The organism is Chloroflexota bacterium (assembly GCA_038040195.1).
Taxonomy (GTDB): domain Bacteria; phylum Chloroflexota; class Limnocylindria; order QHBO01; family QHBO01; genus DASTEQ01.
The window spans coordinates 668890-695880 of record JBBPIR010000001.1 but is presented as its reverse complement, the minus strand read 5'-3'; the positions used below and the strand labels follow the sequence as shown (position 1 = coordinate 695880).

Below are 26991 nucleotides of genomic sequence, written 5' to 3'. Positions count from 1 at the left end.
CCGACTGACCGATACGGACTGACCGATGGACAAGCTGATCACCGACAACGCCCTGGCCGCAACCGAGGCGGCGGCCCTGTCCGCCGCCCGCCAGATGGGCCGCGGCGACCGCCACGGGGCGGACCGGGCCGCGGTGGAGGCCATGCGGCACGCGATGGAGGACGCGGACCTCAGCGGCACCATCGTCATCGGCGAGGGAGAGCGCGACAAGGCGCCCATGCTGTACATCGGGGAGAAGGTGGGCAATCCCGAGTCGGCGGTCCTGATCGACATCGCGGTCGACCCGCTGGAGGGGACCAACCTGGTGGCCACCGGGGCCGCCAACGCCATCACCGTGCTGGCCGCGTCGGAGCCGGGCGGGCTCATGCACGCGCCCGACACGTACCTGCGCAAGCTGATCGTAGGCCCGGGGGTGGTCGGCCACGTCAGCATCCACGACCCGGTGGACAAGACCATCCGGATCATCGCGGAGCGGCTTGGGCGGGCCGTGTCGGACATCACGGTCGTGGTGCTGGAGCGCCCGCGGCACGAGCAGTTGGTGGCCGAGCTGCGGCAGACCGGGGCCCGGATCAAGCTCATCCCCGACGGCGATCTCACGGCTGGGATCAGCGCCGCCGTGTCGGGAACCGGCGTGCATGCCGTGATGGGCACCGGCGGCGCCCCGGAGGGCGTGCTGACCGCGGCCGCCCTGAAGTGCCTGGGGGGCGAGATCCAGGCCCAGTTCCGGTGGCGCTCGGACGAGGAGCGGGAGCGGGGCCGCGAGATGGGTGTGGCAGTGGACGACCCCGACCGGGTCTATTTCACGAATGACCTGGCCAGTGGCCAGAAGGTCGTCTTCTGCGCCACGGGCGTGACCGATGGGGAGCTGCTGCGCGGGGTTCGCTTCTTCGGCGGCGGGGCTCGGACCCACTCCCTGGTCATGAGCCGTGCCCAAGGGCTCATCCGGTTCGTGGACACGGTCCACATGTTCGACCCCAACCAGCCGGCCCGGGTCCGCCTCTAGCCGGCTCCACTCTCGTCTGCGAGCGGGTCGCGAACCTCGGTCCCGCTGAACCGGCCCAACCCGGTCGCGAGTCCACATCGTTCTACCCGGGACCTCATCACAACCATTCGTGACATCGTGTAGCGCGATAGCACGAATGACTGTGACGAAACGCTCGTCACCGATCGTCGCCTAGTGCTGGTAGGCAGGCTCTGGCTTGACCCTACACTTGCGCACTGTCATGGCCAAGCTCACCGAGACGAAGCGCGCCCAACTCCCCAAGAGCGCGTTCGCATACATCGACTCCCACGGTCGTCGGCGCCTCCCCATTTACGACGAAGCCCACATCCGCTCGGCCCTTGGCCGCTTCAACCAGGTCGCCTTCGAATCGGATGCCGCTCGCGATCAGGCCCGCACCAAGCTCCTCCGCGCCGCAAAGCGCTTCGGGGTGGTCCCAGTCGGCTTCATCGAGGCCCAGCTGCGGACCGAGCGCCGCCGCGGCCATGCAGATGCCCAGGCCCGGCAGGTCAAGAAGCTGCCGAGCGGGACGGTCACCTTCCTGATGACCGACATCGAGGGCTCCACCTCCCTCCTCGCCGAACTGGGCGTCGAGTACGCCGCCCTCATGGCCGACGTGCGTCGCCTCCTCCGCGACAAGGTGCGCCGCGCCGGCGGGCACGAGGTGGAGGTCCACGCCGACGAGTTCCTGGCCGCCTTCGCGGAGGCCCCCGCCGCCCTGGACGCCGCGATCGGCATTCAACGCCGGGTGGGCGACAAGGTGTGGCCCAGCAAGCGACCGGTACGGATCCGGATCGGCATCCACCGCGGGCATCCCACCCTGACCGAGACCGGCTACATCGGTCTGTCCGTCCACGCGGTCTCGCGGGTGTGCCAGGCCGCCCACGGCGGCCAGATCCTCGTCTCCCGATCGGCTCATGAAGCCATGACCGATGAGCTCCCGGACGATGTCACCTTCCGCAGCCTGGGGCGGCGCCGCCTGCGCGGCTTTCCGCGTCCGGACGTGATCTACCAGGTGCTGGCCCCCGACCTCCCCAAGAGATTCCCCCGGCTGCGGACCTCCCTTAGCCGCGGATGAACGCCATCCAGGGCGCCAACGACCCGGCCCGAGCCGTGGAGCGGACCTACCTGGTCCTCACCCTACTGAACACCCTGGCCTCGTCGTTCATCTGGGGCATCAACACCATCTTCCTGCTCGATGCGGGCCTCAGCAATGTGGAGGCGTTTGCCGCCAACGCCTTCTTCACCGCGGGGATGGTGATCTTCGAGATTCCCACCGGCGTCGTCGCCGACACCCGCGGCCGCCGCTTCTCGTTCGTCCTGGGCACGGTGACGCTGCTCTTCGCCACGCTCCTCTACCTCGCCATGTGGCAGGTCCACGCGCCGCTGTGGGGCTGGGCCATCGCGTCGGTCCTGCTGGGGCTGGGCTTCACGTTCTTCTCCGGTGCGACCGATGCCTGGCTGGTGGATGCCCTGCACGCGACCGGCTTTCACGGCCACCTGGACCACGTCTTCGGTCGCGCGCAGACGGTTGGCGGGGCGGCCATGCTGATCGGGACCGTCGCCGGGGGCGTGATCGCGCAGGTCACCAACCTGGGCGTGCCGTACCTCGTCCGGGCCGGAATGTTGGGGCTGACCATGGTGGTGGCGCTGCGCTTCATGCATGACATCGGGTTCACGCCGCAGCGCGATGTCAGCACCGGGAGGGCGGTCCGCAACGTCATCCGCGGTTCCATCGACGGTGGCTTCCGGAACCCGCCGGTCCGATGGCTGATGCTGGCCATCCCGTTCACCGCCGGCACCGGGATCTACGTCTTCTACGCCGCTCAGCCGTATCTGCTGGAGCTGTACGGCGATCCGACCGCGTACAGCATCGCCGGTCTGGCGGCCGCGATTTTCGCCGGGGTCCAGATCGCGGCCGGGCTCATGGTTCCCTGGGTCCGGCGCCTCTTCCGCCGGCGGACCGACGCGCTGCTGGTCGGCGGCGTCATGGGCATCGCGATACTGGCAGTGCTGGGCCTTGCGCCGGGGTTCGTCGTGGCACTGGTGCTCCTTGCCGTCTGGTCGCTTGTGGGTGCCGTCACGCGACCCATCCGATCGGCCTTCCTGAATGGGGTCATCCCGTCCGAGCAGCGGGCCACCGTCCTCTCGTTCGACTCCCTGATGGGCTCGGCAGGCGGTGTCGTCGCCCAGCCATTCCTGGGTCGGGTGGCCGACGTCAGCGGGTACGCGACGTCCTACCTGGTTTCGGCCGGCATCCAGGTCCTGGCGCTGCCATTCGTTCTGCTTGCCCGCCGCGAGAAGGCGTCATCGGACCCGATAGAGGCCGATGATGATGGAGAAGAGTACGAGGTAGACGAGGGCGAGGACGAAGCCGTATCGATGACCTAGCGGCTGCCCCGTAACAGACGCGCGATCCCCCGCTTGCGGGCGAGGCCGATGAAGCCGCGCAACAGCTCCCGCCATCTCGGCCAGTATTCCAACTCACCGATATACTCGATACCTCAGGCTAAAACGTAAGTCGCGAGGCACCGAGAAATGTCTGCCACTGCCGCTCCGCGAACCCATCGGGCCCGAGCCGCGGCGCTGACCACCAGCATCGTCGTCCTGACCCTGGTCACCGGCGCCATCCACCTGAGCCTGGGCGGTCTGTTGTTCACCCTCAATGGGCTGGGCTACTTCGCCCTGGCCGCCGCGTTCGTCGTCGGGGCCGCGATCTCCCATCCCCTGGTCGTTCGCTTCAGCTGGCTGCCGCGGGTTGCCCTCATCGGCTATGCCGCGGCCTCGATCGTGGCTTGGCTGCTGATGGGCGGCCGCTACGACCTGGCCTACGTCACCAAGGGCGTCGAGGTCGCGCTCATCGTCCTCGTGATCCTGGACATCTACCGCGTCTACGGCGGCGTATCGGGCCTGGTCCGACATGCGGTCGATTCGGTGCGCTGGACCGTGGGCTTGATCCGCGGCTAAGTGTCCCGGTATCTTGGGACCTCGATGCGAGGGACGGGTAGCGTCTCTCTGAATCGGTCACCCGAGGAAGATGAGCTTCAATCCGGCGATGGCCAGAACCAGGCCGAGCGCCCGTCGGAGCAGGAACGTGCGGCCCCGGCGGCTCCCAATCTCCGAACCGATTGCGGCGCCGATGACGACGGCAATGGCCCATAACGGCAGCGAAGGGGGGACCGAAGCCAGGCGGGCCAGGTTGCCTGCCAGCCCCGCGATGGAGTTGCCAAGGATGAACGCGCAGGCGATGCCAGACGCCGCGCGCGTCTCGGTCCATCCCGTGAACAGTAGGACCGGGCTGAGAAAGATCCCGCCACCCGTTCCGGTCAGGCCTGACACCAGCCCGATCGCGGCGCCGATCAGGACCGCTGGTAGGCCCGGAACATGAGGCGTGGCATGCCCTGTGTCGTTCTGAGCCGCCCGGCGAGCGGTTCCGGCCATGCCAACGGCCGCGACCAGCAGAACGATCCCGAGGAGCTGTTTGTATGCCACCGGAGCGAGAGGTAGCGATCCGCCGATAAACGCGAGCGGAACGGAGCCCAACAGGAACGGCGCCAGCGCACGGCCGGAGATGTAGCCGGCGCGCCAAAACCGAAAGGTGACGAGGCTCGCAACGACGATGTTGAGGGCAAGGGCAGTCGGTCGGGCGACGTCAGGCGAGACGCCCAGGATCGCCATTGTTGCGAGGTACGCAGACGCGCCGGCATGACCCACGGAGGCGTATAGGACGGCCCCGGCGAAGAACAAACCCGCCAGCAGGAGGGGATCGACCACCCCGCCATCCTAGTCGAGCAATGCGGCAGTCTCCCCGCCGGCGGCTAGGCCTTGCCCAGGTGGCCGCCGGAGGTCGCGCACAGGACCTCAGTCCGGGCGAATGTTCTGGTTCAACCGGAAGAAGTTTTCCGGGTCGTACTTGCGCTTGAGTGCCTTGAGGCGGTCGTACTTGTGTGGCCCGTATGCCTGGCGGATGCGCTCCTCGCCCTCGTCCATGAGGAAGTTCACGTAGACGCTGGTGTGGTACGGGGCGAGGGCCGCCCAGAAGTCGCGCGACCACTCCCGTTCCTCGTCGAATCCCTCGCTCGTGACGGTCGTGGCGTTGATGTTGAAGGTGTAGCCGGCGCGACGGCCGTTGAAGACCGTCTCCCCATCGCCCACCCGCCCCACCGCACCCCCCAGCTGGAAGATGGGAAACGCCGTCATGGGGGACTTCAAGCGCAGCGCGTGCTCAGCCGTGATGTCGATCACCTCATCGGTCAGCTCGGCGACGTCGCAGGCCCGGAAGTAATACCAGTAGCCGGGCGGGAACGAGGCGTCGAACATCGACTGGAGCTCGAGGAAGGGCTTCGGCGCACAGAGGTCCAGCACCGGCGAGCCGAACTCGCGGAGCGGCCGAACGACCTTCTCGCCCTCTTCGATGGGTCCGGCGTAGCAGACGGTCACGCTGACGACCCGCTTGCCATGCAGATGCGAGGGGACGAACGACAGCGGCGGCGCCTTGCGGTGCACGACGATCGTGGTGAGGTCGTCGGGAGCACCGGTGATCCAGTCGCGATAGAAGCGGAGGACCCGCGCCGAGTCCTCCATCGGCCAGAAGATGGGACCGGCCAGCACCATCGGTCCAAGCGGATTCAGGCGGAACTCGAACTCGGTGACAATCCCGAAGTTGCCGCCGCCACCGCGCACCCCCCAGAACAGGTCCGCGTTCTCCGCCTCGCTCGCCTTGACGAACTCGCCGCCGGCGGTGACGAGATCGACCGATAGGAGCTGGTCGATCGTCAGCCCGTACTTGCGCATGAGCCAACCGATGCCGCCGCCCAGGGTGAGGCCGGCCAGCCCGGTGGTGGTGACGATGCCAGCCGGGACGGCCAGGCCGAATGGCTGCGTGGCGCGGTCAAGGTCGCCGAGGCGAACGCCCGCTCCGGCGCGGGCGATGCGGGCTTCCGGGTCGACGCGGATGGCGTTCATCAGCCCCAGATCGATGACCAGCCCGCCGTCGATGACGGACAGTCCGGGAAAGCTGTGGCCACCGCCTCGCACGGCGACCGGCAGGCCAGTCTCGCGCCCGAACGCCACGGCCGCGATGACGTCGTCCACGTCGCGGCACCTGGCGATCAGCGCGGGAAACCGGTCGATCGCACCGTTCCAGATCTTCCGGTGCTCGTGGTAGGTGGGATCGTCTGGACCGATCAGCTCGCCGCTGAATGCGGTCTCGAGCTGCGAGTACGCAGCCGGCTCCAGCTTCCCAGTTTCACGCAGCTCGGTGCCGATCTCTGTCACGGCGCCATGTGTAGCACAGCCGCGGCTTCCTCAACGCTCCTGGCGGTTACCCGCCCGTTAGACCTGGGTCATCTCCTCGCGCTTCTCGCCAGGCTCGAGCTTCAGGGCCGCCGGTCGGGGCTACGAAGCCGATCGTGAACGGCTCGAGCGCGCGGCCGATTGCCAGCAGTCGCATCTCCGAGAAGCGCGGCCCCACGACCTGCAGCCCGACCGGCATTCCGGCTCCATCGCGTGCCAGCGGCATGGCCAACGCCGGCAGCCCGGTCAGATTGGCAAGACCCGTGTAGCGGTTGAAGTGCCAGTAGGAAGTATCGACGCCGTCGACCGGAATCGCGCTGCCGGTCGGCCGATGGGGGAATGCGCTCGTCATGGCCACCGGGCAGAGTAGGGCGTCGTACTCACCGAAGAAGGTTTCCCAGGCGGTGAGGTACCGATCGCGCTCGTGGAGGGCTCCCGCATACCAACCCAGGGTCAGGTGCTCGTCCGGCACCGACGGCTCTCCGGCCTCGACGTGGTGCAGCAGGTTGGCGAGGTCCCGGAAAAGCTGGTGCTGTGCGGCGAAGTCGAGATCGGGCAGCCGCTGCTCTACCGGAGCACCTCCCGCCGAGAGCTCGCCGGCGAGCACTTCCAACGCGGAGGTGATCGCCGACGCGATCGGCGCTCCCGGGAGCGTCCCCGTCCACGCGAGGCGCAGCTCGGCCAGCGTCGGTGTGGGAGAAGGCGCGAGCGGCAACGGCTGTACGTCGCTATCGCGCATGTCGGGTCCGCTCAGGAGGGTCAGCGCCAGCTCGAGATCGTCCAGGCTGCGAGCCATCGGTCCCGCGACGGTCAAGATGCGATCCGCGCGCGGTGTTCCCGGAGGCGGCGGAATATGGCCACTCAGGGGGATGCGGTGCTGGCTCGGTTTGAGGGCGTAGACGCCGCAGCAGTGGGCCGGCAGGCGCACCGAGCCGCCGGTATCGCTGCCGACCTCCAGAGGAGACAGCCCGGCGGCGAGCGCCGCGGCGGCGCCACCGCTCGAGCCCCCGGCGGTGCGCGACGGATCGTGCGGGTTGGCGGTGCGGCCGAAGATCGGGTTGGCGGTCTGGAAGTCGGCGAGTAGCGGGGGGACGTTGGTGTGGCCGATCACGATCGCGCCGGCCGCCGCCAGGCGGGCCGCGACGGTCGAGTCCGTGACTGGCACGCGCTCGGCCAAGGGAGGGTGGCCGCAGGTGGTGCGCATGCCTGCCACGTCGAAGGCGTCCTTCAGCGTCATCGGCACCCCGTGGAGCGGCCCCGGCACTTCTCCGCGGTCGAGCGCCGCGTCGGCGTCGCGGGCGCCGGTCATGCCGCGCTCGGGGTCGAGCGTGACGATCGCGTTGAGCGTCGGGTTGCGGCGCTCGATCTGCGCCAGGTGCGCCTCGAGCACCTCGACCGCCGAGGCACGCCGCTCGCGGATCAGGCGGGCCAGCTCAGTGGCGGGCAGGAAGCAGAGCTCAGCCACTGGCCGAGTATGGCGGCGCCGCGCCTCTGTGGACCTTCGGCGCACTTGGCGCTCAGACGCGGTCCATCGGCTGAACCCATTGGGCGCGCCATCCGGGAGCCTCAAAGGCGTTGGCGAAGTAGTCGGTCTGCTTCACGATCATGCTGTTGCGGAACTCGATGATGCTCGTCACGTACACCTGCTGGCCGCCGTAGTCGCCCACCGCTTCGACGGTGAACATGTCGGGACCGCCGGTGATTCGCTGCAGCCGATAGGCTGGCGATCCGCCCGGGTAGTTCCTGTACACCGTCAGACACGCCTGGCGGCCGACGATGCGCTCGCGAGACTGCGGCCACTCGACCACCGCGTCGTCGGCCATCGCCTCGGCGGCAGTATCCAAGTCGCCGCCGTACATCGCATCGAGCGTGCGCTCCAGGATGGCTCGGTTGTCTTGCTCGCTCATCTCGTCCTCACCGTATGGCGGGACCCGCCACGCACCTGGCGTGTTCCCTGCGCTACATCGCCCCACGCCTAGGGGCGCGCCCCCTCGTCATGGTACGTCAGTCGGCTGGCGACTCCGGCGCCGATTGTTGAGCCTCCTTTTCCGATCCCGCAAGGGCGTAAGCGACGGCCCGTTCGGTCGTCATCGCCTGGCCTTCCGCCCACGCGGCCGCCAGCTGCGGGTCGCCCTCCGCCCGCGCCGCCGGATCCTCGCGGCCCAGCAATCTGTTCCTGACCGCGGCCAGGTCGACCCCACCAGATGCCTGGAGGGCCGCCTCGGCACCGGCGAGTCGCATGCCGCGTTCAAAATTGCCTTCGGCGTCGGCAATCGCCGCGAGCTCTCCAAGGCAGAGGACGATCCCCGTCACGTCACGCACTGCGTCAAAGATGGTCAAGGCCTCAGTGGTCAAGGAGTACGCGGACGCCAGCTCCATCTTCTTCAGCGCCAGGGCGCCCAGCTCGTAGAGTGCCCAGCCGGTCATGAAGCGGTCGTCCAGGTCCCGAAAGACGGCCAGGCTCTCCCGGTATCGTTCCTCTCCAGCGTTCAAGTCACCGGTCCTGGAGCTCGCGGCGCCAAGCGCCCAGAGCACTTTTGCCACTCCTCGCCGATCGCTGAGCTCCCGGTGGAGTGCGAGGCTCTCTTCGAGCAGTGCCTGACCGCGTGGGCTCGCCAACGCCACTCCGGCCGTGTCTTCCCACGTCTCGGCCACAAAAGCCAGGTTGTACGCCGCGTTGGCGATGGCCGCATCGTCCCCCAGCTGCCGCGTGAGCGCCAGAGCCTCCTCGTAGAAGTCATGCGCGGGGACGATGTCGCCCAGCCAGTAGGCGACCCCGCCCGCCGCCTCGAGCGCCTTCGCTCGCGCGTTCGGATGATCGGACGCATCCGGAAGCCCGAGCACCTTCGCGATCCGCTCTCGTGCCTCGTGGAGATGGCCTCGCATCTGCCAAAATCGCCACGGGGCGGCGACGAGTCGGAGGGCGGTCTCGGTTTCAGCAGCGTCGACCGTCCAGTCAATAGCGGCGCGCAGGTTGTCGTGTTCACGCTCGATGCGATCGAGCCAGTCGCGCTGATCAGGGCCGGTCAGCTCAGGCTCCGCCTGCTCGACGAGCGCGAGATAGACGGCCGCGTGGCGTCGACAGATCTCGCCGAACTCCGCGCTCTCTTCGATTCGCTCGCGGGCGAACTCGCGGATGGTTTCGAGCATCGTGAAGCGAGGCTCGCGGTGCATCTCTTCTTGGCGCACCAGGCTCTGGTCGACGAGTGCGGCCAGGCCGTCCAGCACATCGATACCCAGCTCAGAGGCGGGGCCGCAGACCGTGTCGGCCTCGCCCAGGCGCGCGCCGCCCACGAAGACGGCCAGGCGCGCGAAGAGCCGTCGCCCGCCGTCATCGAGGAGATCGTGACTCCAGGCGATGGCGCCGCGCAGCGTCTGCTGGCGGGCCGGGAGGTCACGGCTACCTCCGCTGAGCAGGGCGAGGCGATCGCCGAGGCGGGCAAGGATGGCTTGCGCGGGAAGCAGCTTGATGCGGGCCGCCGCCAGCTCGATCGCGAGGGGCAACCCGTCGAGGCGGGCGCAGATCTCGGCAACCGCGGGGGCGTTCTCGTTGGTGACTGCGAAGTCGGGCTTGACGGCGATCGCCCGCTCGATGAAGAGCCTGACCGCCTCGAATTGCGAGAGTGCGTCGAGCGATGGCAGATGTTGCGGATCCGGCAATCCCAACGGCTGAACCGGATACTCGTGTTCGCCGGAGACGTGCAGGGGAGCCCGGCTGCTGACCACGATCTTCAGGCGAGGTCCCGCCCTGAGAAGCTCGACGACCAGCGGCGCGGCGGTGAGGACCTGCTCGAAGTTGTCCAGGACCAGGAGCAGCTCCTTGTCATGCACGTACTCGGCGAGCCGCTCCTGGATCGGCCGGCCGCCAGACTCCTGGAGCGCAAGCGACTGCGCGATCGCCGAGGCGACCAGGCTCGGATCGGTGACTGGAGCAAGCGGAACGAAGTAGACCCCGCCCTGGAAGTGGTCGCTGACCTCCGCTGCCAGTTGCAGGCTGAGCCTCGTCTTGCCTGTGCCCCCCGGCCCGGTAAGGGTGAGGAGACGCGCGCCGTCGAGCAGGAGATCCCGGGTCTCGGCGACGTCGCGCTCCCGACCGACGAAGCTTGTCAGCTGGATCGGCAGGTTGTTCGGCGTCGCGTCGAGGGTTTTCAGCGCCGGGAAGTCGCTTTGCAGCTCGAGGACGATGAGCTGGTACAGACTCTCCGGCAGCGCCAGGTCCTTGAGGCGATGCTCGCCGAGGTTTCGCAGCACGACGCGGGCAGGAAGGTTCGCTTCGACGAGCGCGGCGGTGGCACGGGATAGGAGGATCTGGCCGCCATGGCCGGCCGCCGTGATGCGCGCAACGCGATGGACGTCGAGGCCCACGTAGTTGCCTCCGGCGAGCGTCGCCTCGCCGCTGTGTAGACCCATGCGGACGCGGATCGCGGCGCCCTCCGGCCAGGCGTAGGCCGCAAGGGCCCATTGGGCGGCCGCCGCAGCGGCGGCAGCGCGCGTCGGGCTAGAAAAGGCGATGAAGAGGGCGTCGCCCTCGGCGCCGAACTCCCGACCGCCCTCGGCGGCGATGGCCGACCGAATGACGTCACGGTGTGCCTCGAGCAGCTCCGGGTAGCGCTCACCCAACTGCTGGACGAGTCGGGTGGAGCCCTCGATGTCGGTGAACAGGAAGGTGACCGTCCCGGAAGGGAGTGATTCTTGTGCTGTCATCCTGTCCCTCGGTCGTCTCTCTCACTGTTGGCCGCGTCCATGCTGCTAGGAGACTGCGTGTGCGTCAACGAGCGGCGACAACCGCTGGCCAGCTCGGTGACGGTCCGGGATCGACTGAAGGATACGGGCGTCAGCGTCACCGCAAAAGCGGCGTCGACGAGATTGCGCTGAACACGATCACCCCCACGACGACGAAGACGACGAGGATCAGGACCGCGCCGATTACGCGGAGCCAGATCACCCGACTTCCGGGGCGATCGCTGGAGCGGGCGCCGACGCGCCCCGACTCTGGGCGATGACCACACCTGCGATGGACAGCGCCCCGCCCAGGATGGCTACCAGCGGCGGCACCTCACCCAGGATGAGCCACGCCAGGACGATCGCGGTTGGAGGGATCAAGTACATCGTGGTTGCCAAGCGACCCGCCGCCGACCGACCCAATGCAAACGCCCAGGTCGTGAACGCCACCGAGGTGGGGAAGACCCCCAGGTAGACCAGCCACCCCACCGAAGTGGGCTCCGCCACCGCCACCTCCGACAGCAGCTGCGGAGCGAACGGCGCGGTTACCACCGCGCCGACCACGCAGGCCAACGCGGTCACGTTCAACGCAGAGATCCGCCTCAGCACGGGCTTCTCGAAGGTCACCCCAATCGCCGCCGTCAGCGCCGCGACCAGGCACAGGACAATCCCCCAGATCGGGGCTGCACCACCCCCGGCACCGGCCACGGTGAGCCCGATGATCAAGATCCCGGTGAAGGCCACCGCCGCACCCAGCACCACCCGCCGCGGGAACCCCTCCCCCAGGAACACGCCGGCCAGGAGGATGATGAGGAGCGGACCGATGAACACCAGCATTGCCGCCGTCCCCGCGTCCACCACCTGCTCGGCCGCGTTCAACGACAGGTTGTAGCCGGCGAACCAGATCACCCCGGTGCCCACCACCAGGGCCAGGTCCCGACCGCGCGGCAACGGACCGCGCCGGATCAACGCCACGCTCCCCAGCAGCACGGCCCCGATCAGGAGTCGACCAAAGGCCAGGGCACCGGGTGAGATGTCCGCACCGGCGGCCCGGATCCCCACGAAGGCTGAGGCCCACAGCCCGATCGTGACCAGCGCCGCGCCCAGGCCCGGCCAGTCGACGGCGCTCCGCGTGGCGCTCATCGGCTCCGAGACCATCCGGCGATGGCTATTTCTTCGCGAAGACGAGGTGTAGGCCCTGGTCGTCCCGATTCAGCTGGAAGGACAGCCCGATGTACTCGGCGATGCGCCGGAAGATCAGCTCGTTCGCTCGGTCGTTGTCCTCGACCGATACTCCCGTATCGCGAAGCCACTCCTCGTCCGGCCCAGAGATCACTGCCTCAGCCCGCTGGGCGTCGCCCTCCAGACGCACGAACGTCGAATCGGCGGAGCAGGCGAAGTTCAGTCCCGCTGCCCGAGCGACATCCCGTGCTCCAACCTCGCGCATGCTTTCCCAGCCCTCGGCGAACTCCTCGCCCAGAAATGTCGCCCAGGCGTCGACCGATCCGTCGCGCTCCCGAGCCCATCGGAGCGCCGCGAAGAAGAGGGCGCTCTGATTACCCGATGCCTGCTCCAAAAGACGTTCGGTGGAGAACTCGGTGTCGCCCATTGAACGCACCTCCGCCGTGCGATGTAAGGAAGTGGCTAGAGGCCCGCGTGGGCGAGCACCACAGCGTTGATCTTACCTAGACCTGCTCCATCTCCTCGCGGGTCTCGGCGGGATCCAGCTTGAGGGTGGCCGAGTTGATGCAGTCGGCAGGCCGGGGGTCAGCTCGGCGCCCCGGCCCGAGCATTTCATGGCTGGACCGTGCCGTGCAGGAGGACCGGCGTCCCGGCGCCTGACGCATCGAGACGCCTGCCGAAAATCACGACGTCGCTGCCGAGCGCCGCGGCGAACTCGGGCGGGCCAAACACCGATAGGTCGAGCGTCTCCCCCGGCTCCCACGTTCGGCCGTCGGTGGACGTCCAGGTCAGTAGTCCGTCTTCAGTCCTCAACGTCGCAAGCAGGCCGCGCTCGAGCGGCACGACCGCGCAGCCTCGGACGAAGGGCCCAGGCACATCCGAAGGCAGCAAGCCGCGGGCGGGAAGCGGGCCCGATCCGGTCCACGCCGCACCGGTTTCGGACGTCCACGCCGTGAACACGCCGTCAGCGATCTCGATCCCGATGAAGCCGCCAGTCGGCAACGCGCGCACCGTGCAGAGCGCACCCAAGCCTTCGGGCGGATTAACGTTTGCCCAGGTGCGGCCATCAGCCGACGTCCAGATCGACGGCGCCGTCGGCCAGCTTGACGGGGTCTGACCCTCAGTCGGCTCCGCCCGGACGCCCACCGCGACATAGGTGCCGTCGCTCCACGCGGTCGCCGTGATGTGGATCCGATCTTCGGGGGTCGCTGCGAGCCCGCTGCGGACCCAACTCGTCTCCGGCGTCCACAGCCAGGTGCTCGCGGAGTGCGCGTAGTCGAGGCCAGAGGGCACTTCTGGGTTCCCTCCCATGGTCGCCGCCAGCAGGGCGCTGTTGCTTGCGGTGATGTCCATGACGACGCCTGCCGAGAAGAATTCACTCTCGGAGACGATGTACTCCCATGCGGCCCCATCGGTCCGCCTCCATCCAACCGGCCAGTTGTGGTCCATGAAATTCGAAGTACCGAAGGAGTACAGCGTGTCGCCGAGGCGCACCAGTTGTCCTCCTCCGGGACCTCTCGCGAGGTCGATCGGGAGACCCGTCGGGCCAACGACGTCCTCGTCGAAGATGGAGTCGGGCACCGGGTCCCGACGCCAGGTGACTCCATCGCCCGAGGCCCACGAGGCGACGCTGCCGTCGACAACGCCCACGGCCACGAATTGCGTCCCGTCAGCCACGACCGCGGACACGCCGCCTTCGAATGGCAGCTCGGCCCACTCGATTTGGAGACTCACCACCGTGGGGGCCGTAGCCGAGGGAGGCGGCGCTGACGACCGCGCCTTTCCAGATCCCGTCTCTGACGATGCCGCTTCGGGCGGCGCAGTCTGGCAGGCGACCAATACCACCAACACCGCAGTGATCAGCGCGTGGCGTCTGGAATCCATTGCAGCGTCTTAGCGGCGGTCCCTGGGCGTCCCGTCAGAGCGCTACTGCTAGCAGGCCGGGAACGGTGGGGAACGTCAGAGTGCGGACCGGGCGCTTAGGCCGCGTCGGCTCCACCTGCTCAGTAGGCGACTCTCGGGCTGACTGCTGCGTCTCGCGTGTCAGGGAATGACCTCCAGGACTGCCATCGAGAGCGGTGGGACTCCCGGCTGGCCGCCGCCGGGACCGGCGATGAGGAATACGTAATTCCCCTCGCGCAGTGTGAACTTCGCCTGACCTGCCCATCCGCCGTCGAGGGCGGTTCCCTGGTAATCGCCCTGCGCGAGCCGGGCCACGTCCTCGTCGCTCATGGGCTCCGGGTCTCCGCCCCCCTGCCCTGGGTATCCTCGACTGACGAACGTGAAACCCGCATGGCCACTCGGGTCATCCGGTGCGTCGAAGAAGAAGTAGACGTCCCCGGCGTGAACGGTGGCTGGGTCCAACCGCACCGCGGTCTCCGTGGCCACGATGTGCACCTCTTGGGCACCAGTCGGGATTCTCAGGGGAGTCCCCCAGACCGCCACCAGCACGACCACCAGGCCGATGAGGGCGACGGCCAGCGCGCCAGCCAAGGCGACAGCGGCACCCTTCGCCTGTCTATCGGCCACGACGGTGGCGACCAGGATCACGACCGCCGCGACGCCAAACGCGACCGGGGACCAGATGGCGTCAGCCTGTGCCGCCGGGGTGACCGCCGAGGAGGCTCCCACGACACTGATCAGTGCCACGCCGGCATGCCAGATGACCAGGAGGCCGCCGACCCAACGCACCGCTTGCTGGGTGCCGAGCCGGCGGGTGGCTGCCCGGAACAGCGCGTAGGGGATGACGAGGAGGAACAGCGCCACTGCCGCCGGAATCCCGAGGAACGTGTACGTCATCGCGACGCTCGACTGCCAGGCAAGGCCCTCGCCACGGGCGACGGCCGCCACTACGGTCATGGTGTAGCCCACCAGCAGGACGGGGAGGTACAGCAGAGCTCCTGCCGAGACCGCGGCCAAAACGGCGTGGACCACCCCGGCGCGCGTGTCAGGACCGGACAGTCCGCCCTTCATGCCGGCCTCAATCGGATGTCCAACTTCTGACCGACTGTACCTCGGGACCCAACCAGCCTAGACCTGCTCCATCTCCTCGCGCGGCTCGGATGGATCCAGCTTCAGGGCGGCCGAGTTGATGCAGTAGCGCAGGCCGGTGGGACGCGGGCCGTCGTTGAAGACATGGCCCAGGTGGCCGCCGCAGCTCGCACACATGACCTCGGTCCGGCTCATGAACAACGAGCGGTCGGTCTCGGTGTCCACCGCCTCCGCGGCCGCCGGCTGATAGAACGAGGGCCACCCGGTGCCGGACTCGAACTTCGTGTCCGCCGCGAACAGCTCCGCCCCGCATCCCGCACACCGGTACGTGCCGGGCCGATGCTCGTCCCACAGCGCCCCGCTGAACGCCCGCTCGGTACCCTTCTCGCGCAGGACGTGGTACTGCTCCGGGGTCAGCTCGGCCCGCCAGTCGGCCTCGGCCTTGGTGATCTTGTTGGTCATGGCTCAACTGTACGCCGGATTCCGGATGGACCGATGTCGCCCGCCCAGCCGGGTCCCTCCACCACCTCCACGTCCTGGTCCATGACCGCGGTCAGTGCCTGGGCCACCGTTAGCTCGCGCCGCTCGCCCGGGCACGCCGCCCACGGGCGCAAGTCGGGGTCCAGCTCTGCCAGCGGCTCCAGCGCGAACCTCCGCTCGGCCAGGCGCGGGTGGGGTACCACCAGATCCGGGACGTCGTCGATGCACAGGTCGTCGATGGCCAGTAGATCAAGGTCAATCACGCGCGGCCCGTATCGCTCTCCGAACGGGTCCCGCCCAATGCGGCGCTCGATAGCCTTCAGCTCGGCCAGCAGGGGCCGGGGGGTCAGCTCGGTCTCGAGCACCAGCGCAGCGTTGATGAAGTCCGGCTGATTTTCGCGCTCACGAGGGGCCGATCGGTACAGGCTGGAGACCCCTCGAACCTGGGCGACCGCTGTCATCGAAACCACGGCGTTTGCAAACGCCTCCAGCGACCGCGCCAGGTTCCCGCCCAGACCGACCCAGGCTCGCATTTGATTTAGCCTACGGTAGTAGGTTTGGTGGCTCCCTGATTGCCTGTCAGGACGCCGCGGCCCACTGGTGGGGGCAGGTTCGCTCTAGAATTCGTAGCGCATGACCATGGAATCCGACGTTGCCCTGTTGGTGCTCCGCGCGACGATCGGCGCCATCTTCGCCGCGCACGGGCTCCAGAAGCTGCTCGGCTGGTGGGGCGGGCCCGGCTGGGAGGGCTGGAAGGGCGCCATCGGTCACATGGGCCTCCGACCGATCCTCTTCTGGACCTCCATCTCGGTGGTGGCCGAGCTCGCCGGGATCGCGCTGATCCTGGGGCTGCTGGTGCCGATCGCAGCCGCGGGGCTCGTGGCCCAGACCATCGTAATCATCAAGAAAGCGCACTGGGCAAAGGGCTTCTGGAACGCGGATGGCGGGATCGAGTGGCCGCTGGCGCTGCTGGCCGGCGCCTTCGCGGTTCAGGTGCTCGGTCCGGGCTCCTGGTCGCTCGACGCGTTCCTGCCGGTGGACGTCCTCTACGACCCGGCGGTGAGCTGGATTATCTTGGGGTTGGCTGTGGCCGGCGCGCTGGTCGCCGCCTTCCTGCCGCCTCCGGCTGCGCCCGAGACGCTGTCGACCTGACCCCTCGCCGTCCGCTGCTGCGGTGGCTCCTGCTTGATAACGGAGTGATTTCCACGACGCGCGGGTTAAACGGCTGGCCCGGCGTGGTACAGCTTGTTCAGACTGAGAGGTCTTGTGAAGGCATGCAATCCACGCCCGGGTGTCTGACTGCGTATCAGGTGTTCGAATCTGGAATGAGCCATTCGTGCGCGGTCTTGACATTCCGACGAGGGTGCAGCCCGGCTATTCGCCGGCCGTTCTATCGCATCTAGCACGCTCGCTCATCACGCAGTGAGTGGTAGGTTGGGGTCATCGGCGATCCCCTTGCGTCCAGGCGCGATCTCGACGCGTACCCGCTCTAGAGTCCGGATGAGTCACGCTCCGCACACGTCATGCGTATCTGGCATGCGGTGCTCGGTTACAACCGATTAGCATCCGGCTTGGGTTGACATCCCGCACCTGATGACCAAACTGAGGCGCCCGATGCCAGCGATTGAGGAGGCAGCCCTGCCGTCTGTTGCCGTGCGCTTAGGCCAGCGCATAGCTACCGCCCGTGAGCGCAGCGGGCTTCCCATAGCGACATTGGCCCGGCGTGTGGGCACGACTGCCGACCAACTACGGGCCGCTGAGCGGAACGGTAGCCTCTCAACGCTCCAACTGGAGCGCTTGGCGGAGGCTACCGACCAGAGCATCGAGTTCTTCCTTGCGGCAGCAGACGATGAGCCGGTCGGCGCACTACTGCGGACTCAGGACGCATCACGGAGTTCCACCCGGTCGGCCGTGGACTGGTTCGAGCAGTTCATCGAGCGGTACGAGTTCCTGGCCGGCCGCGCCGGTGACTAGCCGGCGTGCTCAACTACGGCCATATCGCACGCCAGGCTGACGAGCTCCGCGAGAGGCTCCGGGTTCCTGACGGCCCGATTCCAGACATTGTCGGGCTCCTCCGCCAAATGGGTCTTAAGGTGGTGCTCAAGCACCTTGGGCGCCAAGGACCGGACGGAATGTACATTCGCCGGCAGGACCTGGGGTTCGTTCTCCTTAATGGTTCCAAGTACCTGCCTCGCTTCCGGTTCACCGCCGCACATGAAGCTGGCCACCACGCGCTCGGGCACAGCGTGGCGGTTGACCAAGACGTAACCAAGACCGGCGGCGATCCCCAGGAAAGGGCCGCAAACTCATTTGCAGCCGCCCTGCTGATGCCTGAGTCGGCCCTTCGTGAACGCACGCCCCCACGTCGGCATGTGACGCCGGAGTGGGTACTCGATACGGCCACCGAGTTCGGCGTGAGTTATGAAGCGTTGGTCTACCGGCTTCACAACTGTTCGCTCCTCTACGGTGGCGCCCGACGCCGCGACGTCCTGCTGGATGACAAGATCGGAGTCCTTCCCGAGAGCCTGGAGATGCCGGCTCCGCCGGCAATCACTGCCTTTCCAGTCGAGTACGTTCGACGGGCCGTAAAGGCGTATTCGGACGGTGCCATCACCTTGGAGAGGCTCGCTGAACTAATCGAGACCGATCCGGGCGCCCTTGAGCGCCTATTCACAGCCCGCAGCGCCGGCGACGATGGCGGCGAAGCGCCTTAGAGGTGATGTCTACGACCCCAGAGAAGGGGAGTGGATATTCGACTCCAGCGCTCTAATCAGCTTGCGGATCGGTGGTCTGCTCGCTCTGGTGCGAGGCCGTTTCGCTGGCCGCGCCCATCTCCTCGCTGAGGTCTGCGAGGAGCTCGACGGTGGCGAGACCGGGCCGGAGGTTAGGGGCACCGATTGGTTTACGGAGGAGGAGCTGGAGGCCGCCGAGCATCTCACGGAATACCGGGATCTTCGGTTGCGCTGGGGATCCGAGCCTGGAAGGGACAAGGGCGAAGCCGCGTCGCTCGTATTGGCTGGCGCGCGCAATCATCGGATTGTCGTGGACGACAGCCTTGGCTACTCGGTCGGCCGCAACGAGAAGGGCCTCTGCATCATGCGGATGATCGACCTGGTTGTTGCGATGGTGCGTGCCGGCTGGCTATCGAATCAGGAGGCGTGGGAAGCGCTGCGGCGCATGGTGGACGCCGGCCGGACGAGGCTTGGAGTCATCCCATGGGGTGACCTCGATGACCGTCGAGCATTTGACCAGTATTGCCGGAGGGATCACGGCTTCGACCGCTGCTTCTAGCGGGCCGCCAAGCCTCGACACCTGCGGCCCGGATTCGGGTAACGGCACGGGCGTCGCCTGCCCGATCGGGCTCAGCGTCTAGCTCGGTGGCTCGGTTGAGGCTATGGAGCCGGGTTGAACGGCGCAATTTGAGTCTCGCCCGCGCTCGCGGGCAGCGGCGACAGTCTGGTCGGTTCCGCTCTTGGGTTCGATAGAGCTAGACGAACAACGGCGCCCAGCCACATCCACAGTGGTCCTCGACCACACCCCAACGCCATACTGCCGTCGAATGACAACCGGGTCGCGCCTACCCGCCTTCCTCCTGCTGGCCCTCGTGATCATCGCCGCGGCTCTGCTGATCGCCGGCTGGGGTGTCGCGGTCGGGGTAGGGGTGTTCGTCGGGCTCGGGCTGGGGTTTGTTGCGATCCTCGCCTCCATGGCGATCGCGCGACGCACCGGCGGATCCGCGAGCTACTCGTTTCTGCAGAGCGCCTCCAGCCCAACCGAGCCCGACCACGCCATGCTCGAGCGACATGGCCGCGATTCCATGCCCGTCGCCGGGATCGATGCTGGAGCCCTACGACGGGTCGTCGCGGTCGGTGATGCGGTGGAAGCGAGCGGCGTTCGGCTGGAGCTGACCGCCGTCGAGCTGCGTGAAGACGGAGGCCTCGCCACGCTCGTTGCCCATACGCGACCGCCCATCGGCCCCGCAGGCCATTTCGTGGAGGTCCGTGTCAGCGACGATGCCGAAACGGCCTACGTCGCTGCAGGCCAGGGCATGGGCGGTCCGACTCCGACCACAGCCCGCCACGAGATCCGCTTCGCGCCGTCGCCACCGCAGACCGCCCGGGTCCTGACGCTGCGAGTAGAGAGGTTCATCGACCCTTTCCCCGGTCCCGCCGCCCCGATTGAGGGTCCATGGACGTTCGAGGTCAGCCTCGCGTCGTGACCGCTGGCCTGGAAGGGCACTACGGCAGCTAGAGCCTCCGCTCCTCGCCGGCCTTGCACCAAGACGACAAGACGACCTGACTGTGAGTCAGGCGAGGTCCGCCCACTGCCGAATCTGATTCGTCGGACACGTCGCCGCAGCACGCACGGGCCCTGCGTGGATGCCTTCAAAAGGGATCCAAAAGGGTTGGCTCGAACAGCGGCCAGACCGACGCTCACTCCATAGCTCCCTCCCTGGATCTCCAAAAGGAGGTCCTTTCGGGACGGTCGCGTTGCGGCATCATGCCGGCGACGGAACTGGCGACACCAAGAAATCGGGGCCGCCTCGCCCGGGCTTTGGGCCGAGTCGACCCTCAGTCCTGTCGAAAGCCTTAGTCAGAGTGCGAGAAGCTGGATGAAGTCGACCTCGGGCATAACTTCAATCTGCTGCCCATGGATGCGCAGGTCGCGCGCCTTTCGCGCCTTCGCTGACAGCTCCTCGCCCGGCCGCAGCTTGCGTGCGTCTTGATATCCGATGACGAGGATGTTCGTGTGCTTTGTCACGCCCGATGCGGGTTGTCCGCCCACTTCGGCGGTTCGCGTCCACGCCGACGCCCGCGTCATGGAGCTGAGTGCGCCGGTGAACGCGATCTCGAGGCCGTAGAACGGATGCTCGGGGTTCGCGTTCGAGTTGGCGGCGGGGACATCGCCCGTGCCCGACCACTCACGATGGCAGCCGTTCCAGTCCTCAGCCGTCATCGACCCAAGCTGGATGCGCGTCGCCGTCACGATTTCGTCGAGGGTCGTCGCGCCGTGGTGTCGGGCTATCGCCAGGAGGATAGACGCCGCAGCTTTCGCATCAGCTTCCGGATCGTGGTGATGAGGATGCGAGACTCCGGCAGCCTCCGCGACCCACGGTAGCGAGTAAGACAGAAGGCTCCACGTGAGACGCGACAAAACGAGCGTACAAGCGTACGACGCCCTCGGCCAAAGGAGGTCGCTCACCCCACATGCGTCGCGGATGACGCCCATGTCGAAGGCCGCATTGTGAGCGACAAGAGGGAGACCATCTGCGAACGCGAGGATCTCCGGCAGTCGGGCGGCGAATCGGGGCTCGTTGCGCACCATGGCCGGAGTGATGCCGTGAAGCTCGATGTTGAACGGATCGAAGCGGTCGTAGCCCTCGGGCGGTCGCATCAGGTAACGGCGGGTGGCAACCACCTGGCCGTCAACGACCTTAACGAGCCCAACAGCACAAGGACTCCCACGGTACGAATTCGCCGTTTCGAAGTCGATCGCGCAGAAGCTCACCGCCATGCCCGGTTCCTCACTGGAGCGGCGTCGGCATACGACGATACGGTCGACCCCTTGGTTCGGGGCTGATCCAGTATCGTTCCTCCGGAGGCTACTGACCCGCGACGAGCCCAACGCCCCGTCTGTCAGCAAGCCGCAAGCGGGGGCGTTGTTGCCCTAGCGCCCGCCGGCGGCAACACCGCGCTGCCGGCGAACGAGGCGCCATGTCTCGGTCCGCGCGACTGTCGACCCTTGACAGCCTTCGGAAGTGGGATAGAATAGGTCCTATCAGGTCCTAACGTGAGGAGCCCACTCATGACAGCCACACATCCCGCCGTCGCGGTTCGCGCCGGGCGGCAGGCAACGACACACAATGACAGCTGCCCCTGGTGTGGGCACCCCATTGCGCACGACAAGTTCGAGGCGATCCAGGCGAAGATCGCGGCTCAGGAGCACGAGCGAACCATCCGCGTCGAACGCGAGCTCAGGGAGAAGGTGGCGCAGGAGAAGGCGCAGATCGAGTCCGAGGCGCGGGGCAAGGTCGATAAGGCCAACCGGACGGCCTCGGCAGCAGTGGCAAAGGCAAAGCAGGAAGCGGACCGCCAGCTCGCAGCTCAAAAGTCCATCGCTGAGACGGTGTTGAACGAGCGGCTACGCCAGCAGCGTGATGCACTCGAGAAGGCGCAGGCAAAATCGGCGGACGCGGATAAGGCGGCAGCGTTCAAGGAACGACAGCGACTCGAGAAGAGGGTTGCGGATCTACAGAGGCAGCTGCAGCACAAGACTGCGGACGAGCTGGGCGAAGGGGCGGAGGTCGACCTGTTCGAGACGCTGAAAGGCCAGTTCCCCAACGATCGCCTGTCCCGGGTGCGCAAGGGGACGGCCGGTGCGGACATCATCCATGAAGTCGTGCACAACAACCGTGTCTGCGGGCGGATTGTCTACGACTCGAAGGACCGGGAAGCATGGCGCAACGACTACATCACCAAGCTCCGACAGGATCAACTCGCTGCGGGTGCCGACCACGCGGTCCTGTCCACCCGAGTCTTTCCTGCTGGGACCCAGCAGATCCACGTTCAAGACGGCGTCATCATCGCCAACCCGGCCCGCGTCACCGATCTCGTGCACATCCTCCGGCGCCAGGTGCTGGTGGTGGATGCCTTGAGGATGAGCAGCGAGGCCCGGGGCGAGAAGGTTGCACTCCTTTACGAGTTCATCACGTCGGAGCCCTGCACTCAGCTATTCGAGCAGTTCGACACTCTGACCGAGGACTTGCTTGAGCTCGACGTCAAGGAGAAGACGGCGCACGACAATGTGTGGAAGCACCGCGGGAGTCTCCTTCGTTCCGTGGAACGCGCCCACGGCGCATTGCTGTCGGAGATCGAGCAGATCATCGGGACGTCAGCCAGCGAGCAATCAGCATGACCGGCGACCACGCCGAAGCGCGGAGGGAAAAGCCGAAGGTGGTGAGTCTGCAGGAGCGTCGGCTCGGTCGCACGGTGCTGCGGACCTACCGGTCTCGGGTCGACATAGACGACCTGGTGCCGAATGACAGGCAACCGCGGATCGGGCCGAAAGAGGACGACGAGCTCCAACGTCAGATCGAGGCAAACGAGGGCATCTTCGAGCCATTGCTCGTTGAGCCTCACCCAGAGCTCCCGAACAAGCTCCGGATCATCGACGGCGACAGACGCTGGACGAACTCCGTCGTGCTCGTTCAGCAGGGCAGGGAGCAATATCGCCAGATCCCTGTCGAGGTAACCGACCGGACCCTCTCTGACGAGGAGCGACTGCGGGTTTGGATCTACATTCACCGGCAGCGCAAAGAATGGGACGCTAAGGAAAAGGAGATGGTGGCGTATCGGCTCGTCGACCTCGTCGGCCGAGCCAGCGCCGCCAATATCCTAGGTGTCACCGTGCGTGAGCTCGACAAGCTTGTCGATGTCTTCGAGCTGTCGGAACGCTTTACGAATCTACGCGAACCTGGCGCTGGGATCACCTGGTCCCGCGAGCTAATGGGGCTCAGCAAGAATCTACTCACTCCCTCGGTGATAGACGCTGTCGTCGAGAAGGTGAACCAGAAGCGCATCACCAACTCGAAGGACCTGCGAAAGCTTCGTGCGATCCTCCGCGATCCCGTTGCCCGGGAGTACTTCCTCACCGACGACGGCGACCTCGAGTCCGCGATACTGCGCGTCCCGGTGCCCGAGAGGAACCTCAAGCCAGAGCTCGTCGCCGAGCTTGACTCTGCGATGGCGGCAATGCGTCGAGTCCCGTGGACCGCGCTCGAGGAGCTGAAGGGTAACGCTGAGGTCATCAAACGGATTGACGAGGCGGAGGTCCTTTTGAGGACGCTTCGGAAAGCGCTAACACCCGGAAATGATGGCGCGAAGCGGGCCTAGACAGCCGACCGTCCCAGCTAGCTCGAGCTACGCGGCGCCTCGCGACAATCAGGACATCGGTCTGGCTTCCGCCCACGAGTTCGAATGCGCTCAAAAGGGTTTCCACAGACTTGGCACGTAAGTTCCTCAGTCACCTCCATCCCTTGTTGGCTAGGTAAGGAGGGCCCCGTCTCTACCTTCGGCCGTCGTATGGGGGTTGGCTTTGGAGCGCGCTCTGCGGCGAGCTTGGCCTGGTACTTCCCGAGTCGCACGTTCAGATCGTCAACGCTGTTTGGGTCGAGCGCATCAACTCCGTACACCGCGAGACCTCGGTGAGCCCAGCGGATGGCAGGCTCCCAGGCGTGAGCCTTCTGATGGCGGATCGCGGCCTGTCTGTAGACCTCCAACAGCGGTAGGCCCTGGAACATGGCTATCAGCGCCGGCCGAATCGCATCCATCTCGGAGTCGTGGTTCGCACAGGCCTCGTCGAACAGGTGGAGCGCATCGGGATGCCTGTCGCGGAGGCCGTAGAGGTGCCCCTCGAACTGGGCGTACAGGAAGTGGCGGCTCACCGGCTCGGGCTCGCGAGCAAGTCGGGATCCCAGCATCCCGACCGCATCGGAGGGGTCAGATGGAATATCGGACACCCAGCCCAGGTCGTATCGGTCGTCGTCCGAGTCCTTACGCAGCGCCTCACCCAGCCCCGTGCGGACGTGGCCGCCGGCTTGGTGGCGGGCTGCGATTCCAGCGGGAACGGCGAGGCCGAATGCGCCTGGGTCGAATCGGAGGAAGAGGCCGAGAGTGTCGCTCGGGCCACCGCTAACGATGACCCCGGGAAGGGCGATCCACGTTGGGGACCGATCCTGCAAACGAAGCAAGCCCGGACGCATCCGAGCTGCATCTTCTCGACGCAGATAGCCGACCTGGTCACCAAGCACCCAGACTGCTACGGCGTTCGGGTCGTGAGGATTATTCTCCTCGGCAACGAGGATTGCATTTACAGGGGCCCGGACGCCTCCAGATAACCTTCCTGCGGCCCGCCTCAGTGCGTCCTGGCGGAAGGATTCGCCGACCACTTCGAGGTCGACAATCCCATCAACGAGAGTGAACGGACTGTCCCGACCGGGTCGCAAGCTGTGGGTCGGAGCACCGGATGACCCGCCGAGAAGCCGTCGCAAGAACGCCATCGTCGCTCCATCCTGCCCTGGGCCTAGGAGTGTACGAGCCTCTGGGTCCGAAAGGACCTCCTTCTGATCAGAAGGAATCCATCGCGGGCCGAAACGTGAACGGCGCGGTCATTCTTCGCTGCCTTTTTGGCGCACCGCATCTGGCCGACCCTTTCCCTCGGCTTGCCTGTTTCAGTTCTTAGCCGAGATGTCACGGCGTCAAGCGACTGTTACCCTCGAGGCCGTGGGCACTGTTCCGCGAATGCGACCGTTGACCGACGGTTTGGTTGTCCTGGACGAACCGCGCGACGACGACGCGCCAGCCATGCTCCGGGCAGCCCGAGACCCAATGACGCGGCGCCCATTTGGGGCGAGCCTGCCAAGCACTGCGGACGAGGCGAAGCATGCGATCGCGACAGCGCGTGGCCTGTGGGCGAAGCCGGGCGAGCTGTTCGATGGCAGGTGGGTGGTGCGACGTGCGGGCAGCCCTGGATTCGCGGGTTGGCTGCGTCTCCATTCCGAGGGCGCCGGCGTTCGCGTCATGGCGTGGTTTGGGCCGGAGAACCGCGGGCAGGGTCTCGGTACCGCGGCTGTCCGCCTGGCCTGCGGGTTCGCAGTCGACGAGCTTGGTGCGGCGCTCGTCGAAGCCCACATCACGCCCGACAACGGGCCGTCGCGCTCGATCGTCCGCGGAATCGGATTCGCGCAGCGCCCTGCAGCCGGCTTCACGACATCGAAGGATGGCTCCGGTATGGCGCTCGTCTATCAGCTTCCGCGCGGCGCTTGGCCGCCCAAGGACGATGCCACGACCGAATCTGGCATGCGCGGCGAACTCCGTGAGGCCTTGCGCGCGCTGGATGAACACGACGCAAACCCTGATGGCGACCTGCCGATCGTCGCGCCGCCAGGGCCGCGGGGCGCGCTGATTCGCCAGTACTCGTACACCCAGCGCCGCTCAGAGCACGAGGACCGACTCGAGCGCGCGAGACAGCGCATTCGCCGTGCCGGGCTATCCCCATGAATGTCGCGACGCTCAGCCCTTCGCGGTGCGGGCGTCGGGAGCCGCGCCTATGACCCTTCCCTATGCGATCTTGCGGGTGTAGCGTGCCCGCAGTCGGCGCATGCCCAGCGCCGAGACGGAGGGATGCCCGATGGCAGCCGACTTGTGCCCACAGTGCGGCGCGCCGCGTCAACCAGGCTACCGATTCTGCGGTTCGTGCGCGTATGACTTTGAGAAGGTCGAGGAATCGAGCGAATCGACCTCTCCCGCTTCGGAACCCCCGGCGCCGGCTGCACTTGCAAGCACTACAGGTCAACCGACTGGCTCCTCACGCCCAAGCTGGGGCCGCATTGCCCTGATAGCGCTCGGGGTGATCATCGCGATCGGCATCATCGGCTACGTGGCAGGCAGGTCGGATGTTCCAGGTGAGTCACCCATCGCTGGAGCAACCGGGTCCGAGGAAGCCGGCACATCCGCCACCCCGGCCGTGACCCCGCGACCGACACCACCTCCAACGCCCGAGCCCGAGGGCGTAGTCGAGAAGACTCAGGAAGTCGTCCTTGCCTGGCAGCGGGAGTTCTCGGACTACGTGAGCTACCAGGTCGTCTTGGAGGTCCAGAACATCGGGACAGGTTGGGCCGAGCTGAGTGCGTTTGACAGCGACTACACGATCCTCCGTCCTGACGGCAGTGTGGTCACTACCGGGAGTTTTACCTATGAATATCCGACCTTCGTGGGTCCGGGTGAATTCGGGTACCTGATCGCCGACGGCAGCGACATCGGGGGCGGTGGGTCGGTAGTCGCTGACTACGCCACTGTCGAGATTTCCGGTCGATACGATCCAGTCGCTTCACCTGAGGCGACATTCGAAGTCACCGACATCGCGTTGAAGCCAGAAGCGTTCGGAGGCGGTCAGGTCGCGACGGGTTTCGTAACTCCGTCCGAAGATGTGACCGATGCAGCGCTTGCCGTCATCTGCCTCGGCCCAGAGGGGCAGGTTTGGGGTGGAACCTGGACTAACTTGCTGCAGAACTTGACGGCAGGACAGCCGAAGGGATTTGAGACAGTGGGTGGAATACCGCCCCTGCACCCTTCTTGCGCCTCAGTCCGTGGGTATGCGTCCGATACCGGGTTCTGAGCTGCTCACGTCGTCGTTCGATGGATCGTCCGGGCACTCCGGCATAGCCCGGAGCAGCGTCAACACGGCCGCATGATCGCTATCGGCTTGTTGCTAATCGCCTTGGGACTTGTGAGCGAGTTCGTCATACCCGACGGGAGCTCAGG

Annotated in this window: 26 protein-coding genes; 14 read left to right on the top strand and 12 right to left on the bottom strand. The window is 66.8% G+C overall.

All coding sequences use genetic code 11. The annotated features are described in order from the left end of the window. Nucleotides 1-25 precede the first annotated feature (25 nt). The 4 genes from glpX to AABM41_03495 all read left to right on the top strand — a co-directional run bounded on the left by glpX (nucleotide 26) and on the right by AABM41_03495 (nucleotide 3967). Nucleotides 26-1003 carry a class II fructose-bisphosphatase gene (gene glpX / locus AABM41_03510; GenBank protein ID MEK6191377.1) on the top strand — a complete coding sequence of 326 codons (978 nt, stop codon included), beginning with the start codon at nucleotides 26-28 and terminating at the stop codon, nucleotides 1001-1003. Nucleotides 1004-1223: 220 nt separating this feature from the next. After that, nucleotides 1224-2078 (top strand): adenylate/guanylate cyclase domain-containing protein, encoded by an 855-nt coding sequence (locus AABM41_03505; GenBank protein ID MEK6191376.1) that lies wholly within the window; start codon nucleotides 1224-1226, stop codon nucleotides 2076-2078. Continuing rightward, nucleotides 2075-3391 (top strand): MFS transporter, encoded by a 1317-nt coding sequence (locus AABM41_03500; protein ID MEK6191375.1) that lies wholly within the window; start codon nucleotides 2075-2077, stop codon nucleotides 3389-3391. The genes AABM41_03505 and AABM41_03500 overlap by 4 nt, the downstream gene beginning before the upstream one ends. A gap of 147 nt (nucleotides 3392-3538) precedes the next feature. Next, nucleotides 3539-3967, top strand: a complete 429-nt coding sequence (locus tag AABM41_03495) for a hypothetical protein (protein MEK6191374.1) — start codon at nucleotides 3539-3541, stop codon at nucleotides 3965-3967. A gap of 57 nt (nucleotides 3968-4024) precedes the next feature. Here the strand turns inward: AABM41_03495 and AABM41_03490 are convergent, their stop codons facing one another. The 11 genes from AABM41_03490 to folK all read right to left on the bottom strand — a co-directional run bounded on the left by AABM41_03490 (nucleotide 4025) and on the right by folK (nucleotide 16203). Beyond that, nucleotides 4025-4774, bottom strand: coding sequence for a sulfite exporter TauE/SafE family protein (locus tag AABM41_03490; GenBank protein ID MEK6191373.1), 750 nt, complete (start codon nucleotides 4772-4774; stop codon nucleotides 4025-4027). An 87-nt stretch (nucleotides 4775-4861) separates the two neighbouring features. Continuing rightward, a complete protein-coding gene (locus AABM41_03485) occupies nucleotides 4862-6277 on the bottom strand; it encodes an FAD-binding oxidoreductase (protein ID MEK6191372.1) in 1416 nt (471 codons plus the stop codon). 46 nt (nucleotides 6278-6323) lie between these two features. Then, complete coding sequence (locus AABM41_03480) at nucleotides 6324-7760, bottom strand: amidase family protein (protein ID MEK6191371.1); 1437 nt, start codon at nucleotides 7758-7760, stop codon at nucleotides 6324-6326. Between the two features lie 52 nt (nucleotides 7761-7812). After that, nucleotides 7813-8202 (bottom strand): nuclear transport factor 2 family protein, encoded by a 390-nt coding sequence (locus tag AABM41_03475; GenBank protein MEK6191370.1) that lies wholly within the window; start codon nucleotides 8200-8202, stop codon nucleotides 7813-7815. Nucleotides 8203-8299: 97 nt separating this feature from the next. After that, nucleotides 8300-10999, bottom strand: coding sequence for an adenylate/guanylate cyclase domain-containing protein (locus tag AABM41_03470; GenBank protein MEK6191369.1), 2700 nt, complete (start codon nucleotides 10997-10999; stop codon nucleotides 8300-8302). Nucleotides 11000-11236: 237 nt separating this feature from the next. Next, nucleotides 11237-12160 carry a DMT family transporter gene (locus AABM41_03465; GenBank protein ID MEK6191368.1) on the bottom strand — a complete coding sequence of 308 codons (924 nt, stop codon included), beginning with the start codon at nucleotides 12158-12160 and terminating at the stop codon, nucleotides 11237-11239. 25 nt (nucleotides 12161-12185) lie between these two features. After that, a complete protein-coding gene (locus AABM41_03460) occupies nucleotides 12186-12626 on the bottom strand; it encodes a hypothetical protein (GenBank protein ID MEK6191367.1) in 441 nt (146 codons plus the stop codon). Nucleotides 12627-12811: 185 nt separating this feature from the next. Beyond that, a complete protein-coding gene (locus tag AABM41_03455) occupies nucleotides 12812-13933 on the bottom strand; it encodes a hypothetical protein (protein ID MEK6191366.1) in 1122 nt (373 codons plus the stop codon). Between the two features lie 309 nt (nucleotides 13934-14242). Beyond that, nucleotides 14243-15172, bottom strand: a complete 930-nt coding sequence (locus AABM41_03450; GenBank protein ID MEK6191365.1) for a hypothetical protein — start codon at nucleotides 15170-15172, stop codon at nucleotides 14243-14245. A 57-nt stretch (nucleotides 15173-15229) separates the two neighbouring features. Beyond that, nucleotides 15230-15652: a peptide-methionine (R)-S-oxide reductase MsrB gene (msrB, locus tag AABM41_03445; protein MEK6191364.1), complete on the bottom strand. Its 423-nt coding sequence runs from the start codon at nucleotides 15650-15652 to the stop codon at nucleotides 15230-15232. After that, entirely contained in the window at nucleotides 15649-16203 is a 555-nt protein-coding gene (gene folK / locus AABM41_03440) for a 2-amino-4-hydroxy-6-hydroxymethyldihydropteridine diphosphokinase (GenBank protein MEK6191363.1), read from the bottom strand. Before folK ends, msrB begins: the two co-directional genes overlap by 4 nt. Nucleotides 16204-16303: 100 nt before the next feature. Here folK and AABM41_03435 point away from each other — a divergent pair, with 100 nt between their 5' ends. From AABM41_03435 to AABM41_03415, 5 genes are all read left to right on the top strand, one after another. Continuing rightward, nucleotides 16304-16822 (top strand): DoxX family protein, encoded by a 519-nt coding sequence (locus AABM41_03435; protein MEK6191362.1) that lies wholly within the window; start codon nucleotides 16304-16306, stop codon nucleotides 16820-16822. 462 nt (nucleotides 16823-17284) lie between these two features. Then, nucleotides 17285-17644 (top strand): hypothetical protein, encoded by a 360-nt coding sequence (locus tag AABM41_03430; GenBank protein ID MEK6191361.1) that lies wholly within the window; start codon nucleotides 17285-17287, stop codon nucleotides 17642-17644. A 5-nt stretch (nucleotides 17645-17649) separates the two neighbouring features. Beyond that, nucleotides 17650-18384, top strand: coding sequence for an ImmA/IrrE family metallo-endopeptidase (locus AABM41_03425; GenBank protein MEK6191360.1), 735 nt, complete (start codon nucleotides 17650-17652; stop codon nucleotides 18382-18384). Continuing rightward, entirely contained in the window at nucleotides 18365-18961 is a 597-nt protein-coding gene (locus AABM41_03420) for a hypothetical protein (protein MEK6191359.1), read from the top strand. Before AABM41_03425 ends, AABM41_03420 begins: the two co-directional genes overlap by 20 nt. 268 nt (nucleotides 18962-19229) lie before the next feature. Further along, nucleotides 19230-19889, top strand: a complete 660-nt coding sequence (locus AABM41_03415; protein MEK6191358.1) for a hypothetical protein — start codon at nucleotides 19230-19232, stop codon at nucleotides 19887-19889. Between the two features lie 374 nt (nucleotides 19890-20263). Here AABM41_03415 and AABM41_03410 read toward each other — a convergent pair whose 3' ends face one another. Beyond that, a complete protein-coding gene (locus tag AABM41_03410) occupies nucleotides 20264-21184 on the bottom strand; it encodes an exonuclease domain-containing protein (protein MEK6191357.1) in 921 nt (306 codons plus the stop codon). Between the two features lie 291 nt (nucleotides 21185-21475). Here AABM41_03410 and AABM41_03405 point away from each other — a divergent pair, with 291 nt between their 5' ends. The 5 genes from AABM41_03405 to AABM41_03385 all read left to right on the top strand — a co-directional run bounded on the left by AABM41_03405 (nucleotide 21476) and on the right by AABM41_03385 (nucleotide 26845). After that, nucleotides 21476-22585 carry a DUF2130 domain-containing protein gene (locus tag AABM41_03405; GenBank protein ID MEK6191356.1) on the top strand — a complete coding sequence of 370 codons (1110 nt, stop codon included), beginning with the start codon at nucleotides 21476-21478 and terminating at the stop codon, nucleotides 22583-22585. Next, on the top strand, nucleotides 22582-23562 hold the full coding sequence (locus tag AABM41_03400; GenBank protein MEK6191355.1) for a ParB N-terminal domain-containing protein: 981 nt from the start codon (nucleotides 22582-22584) through the stop codon (nucleotides 23560-23562). Before AABM41_03405 ends, AABM41_03400 begins: the two co-directional genes overlap by 4 nt. A gap of 446 nt (nucleotides 23563-24008) precedes the next feature. Continuing rightward, entirely contained in the window at nucleotides 24009-24566 is a 558-nt protein-coding gene (locus AABM41_03395) for a hypothetical protein (protein ID MEK6191354.1), read from the top strand. Nucleotides 24567-24951: 385 nt separating this feature from the next. Further along, on the top strand, nucleotides 24952-25728 hold the full coding sequence (locus AABM41_03390; GenBank protein ID MEK6191353.1) for a GNAT family N-acetyltransferase: 777 nt from the start codon (nucleotides 24952-24954) through the stop codon (nucleotides 25726-25728). A 349-nt stretch (nucleotides 25729-26077) separates the two neighbouring features. Further along, entirely contained in the window at nucleotides 26078-26845 is a 768-nt protein-coding gene (locus tag AABM41_03385; GenBank protein MEK6191352.1) for a hypothetical protein, read from the top strand. Nucleotides 26846-26991 lie beyond the last annotated feature (146 nt).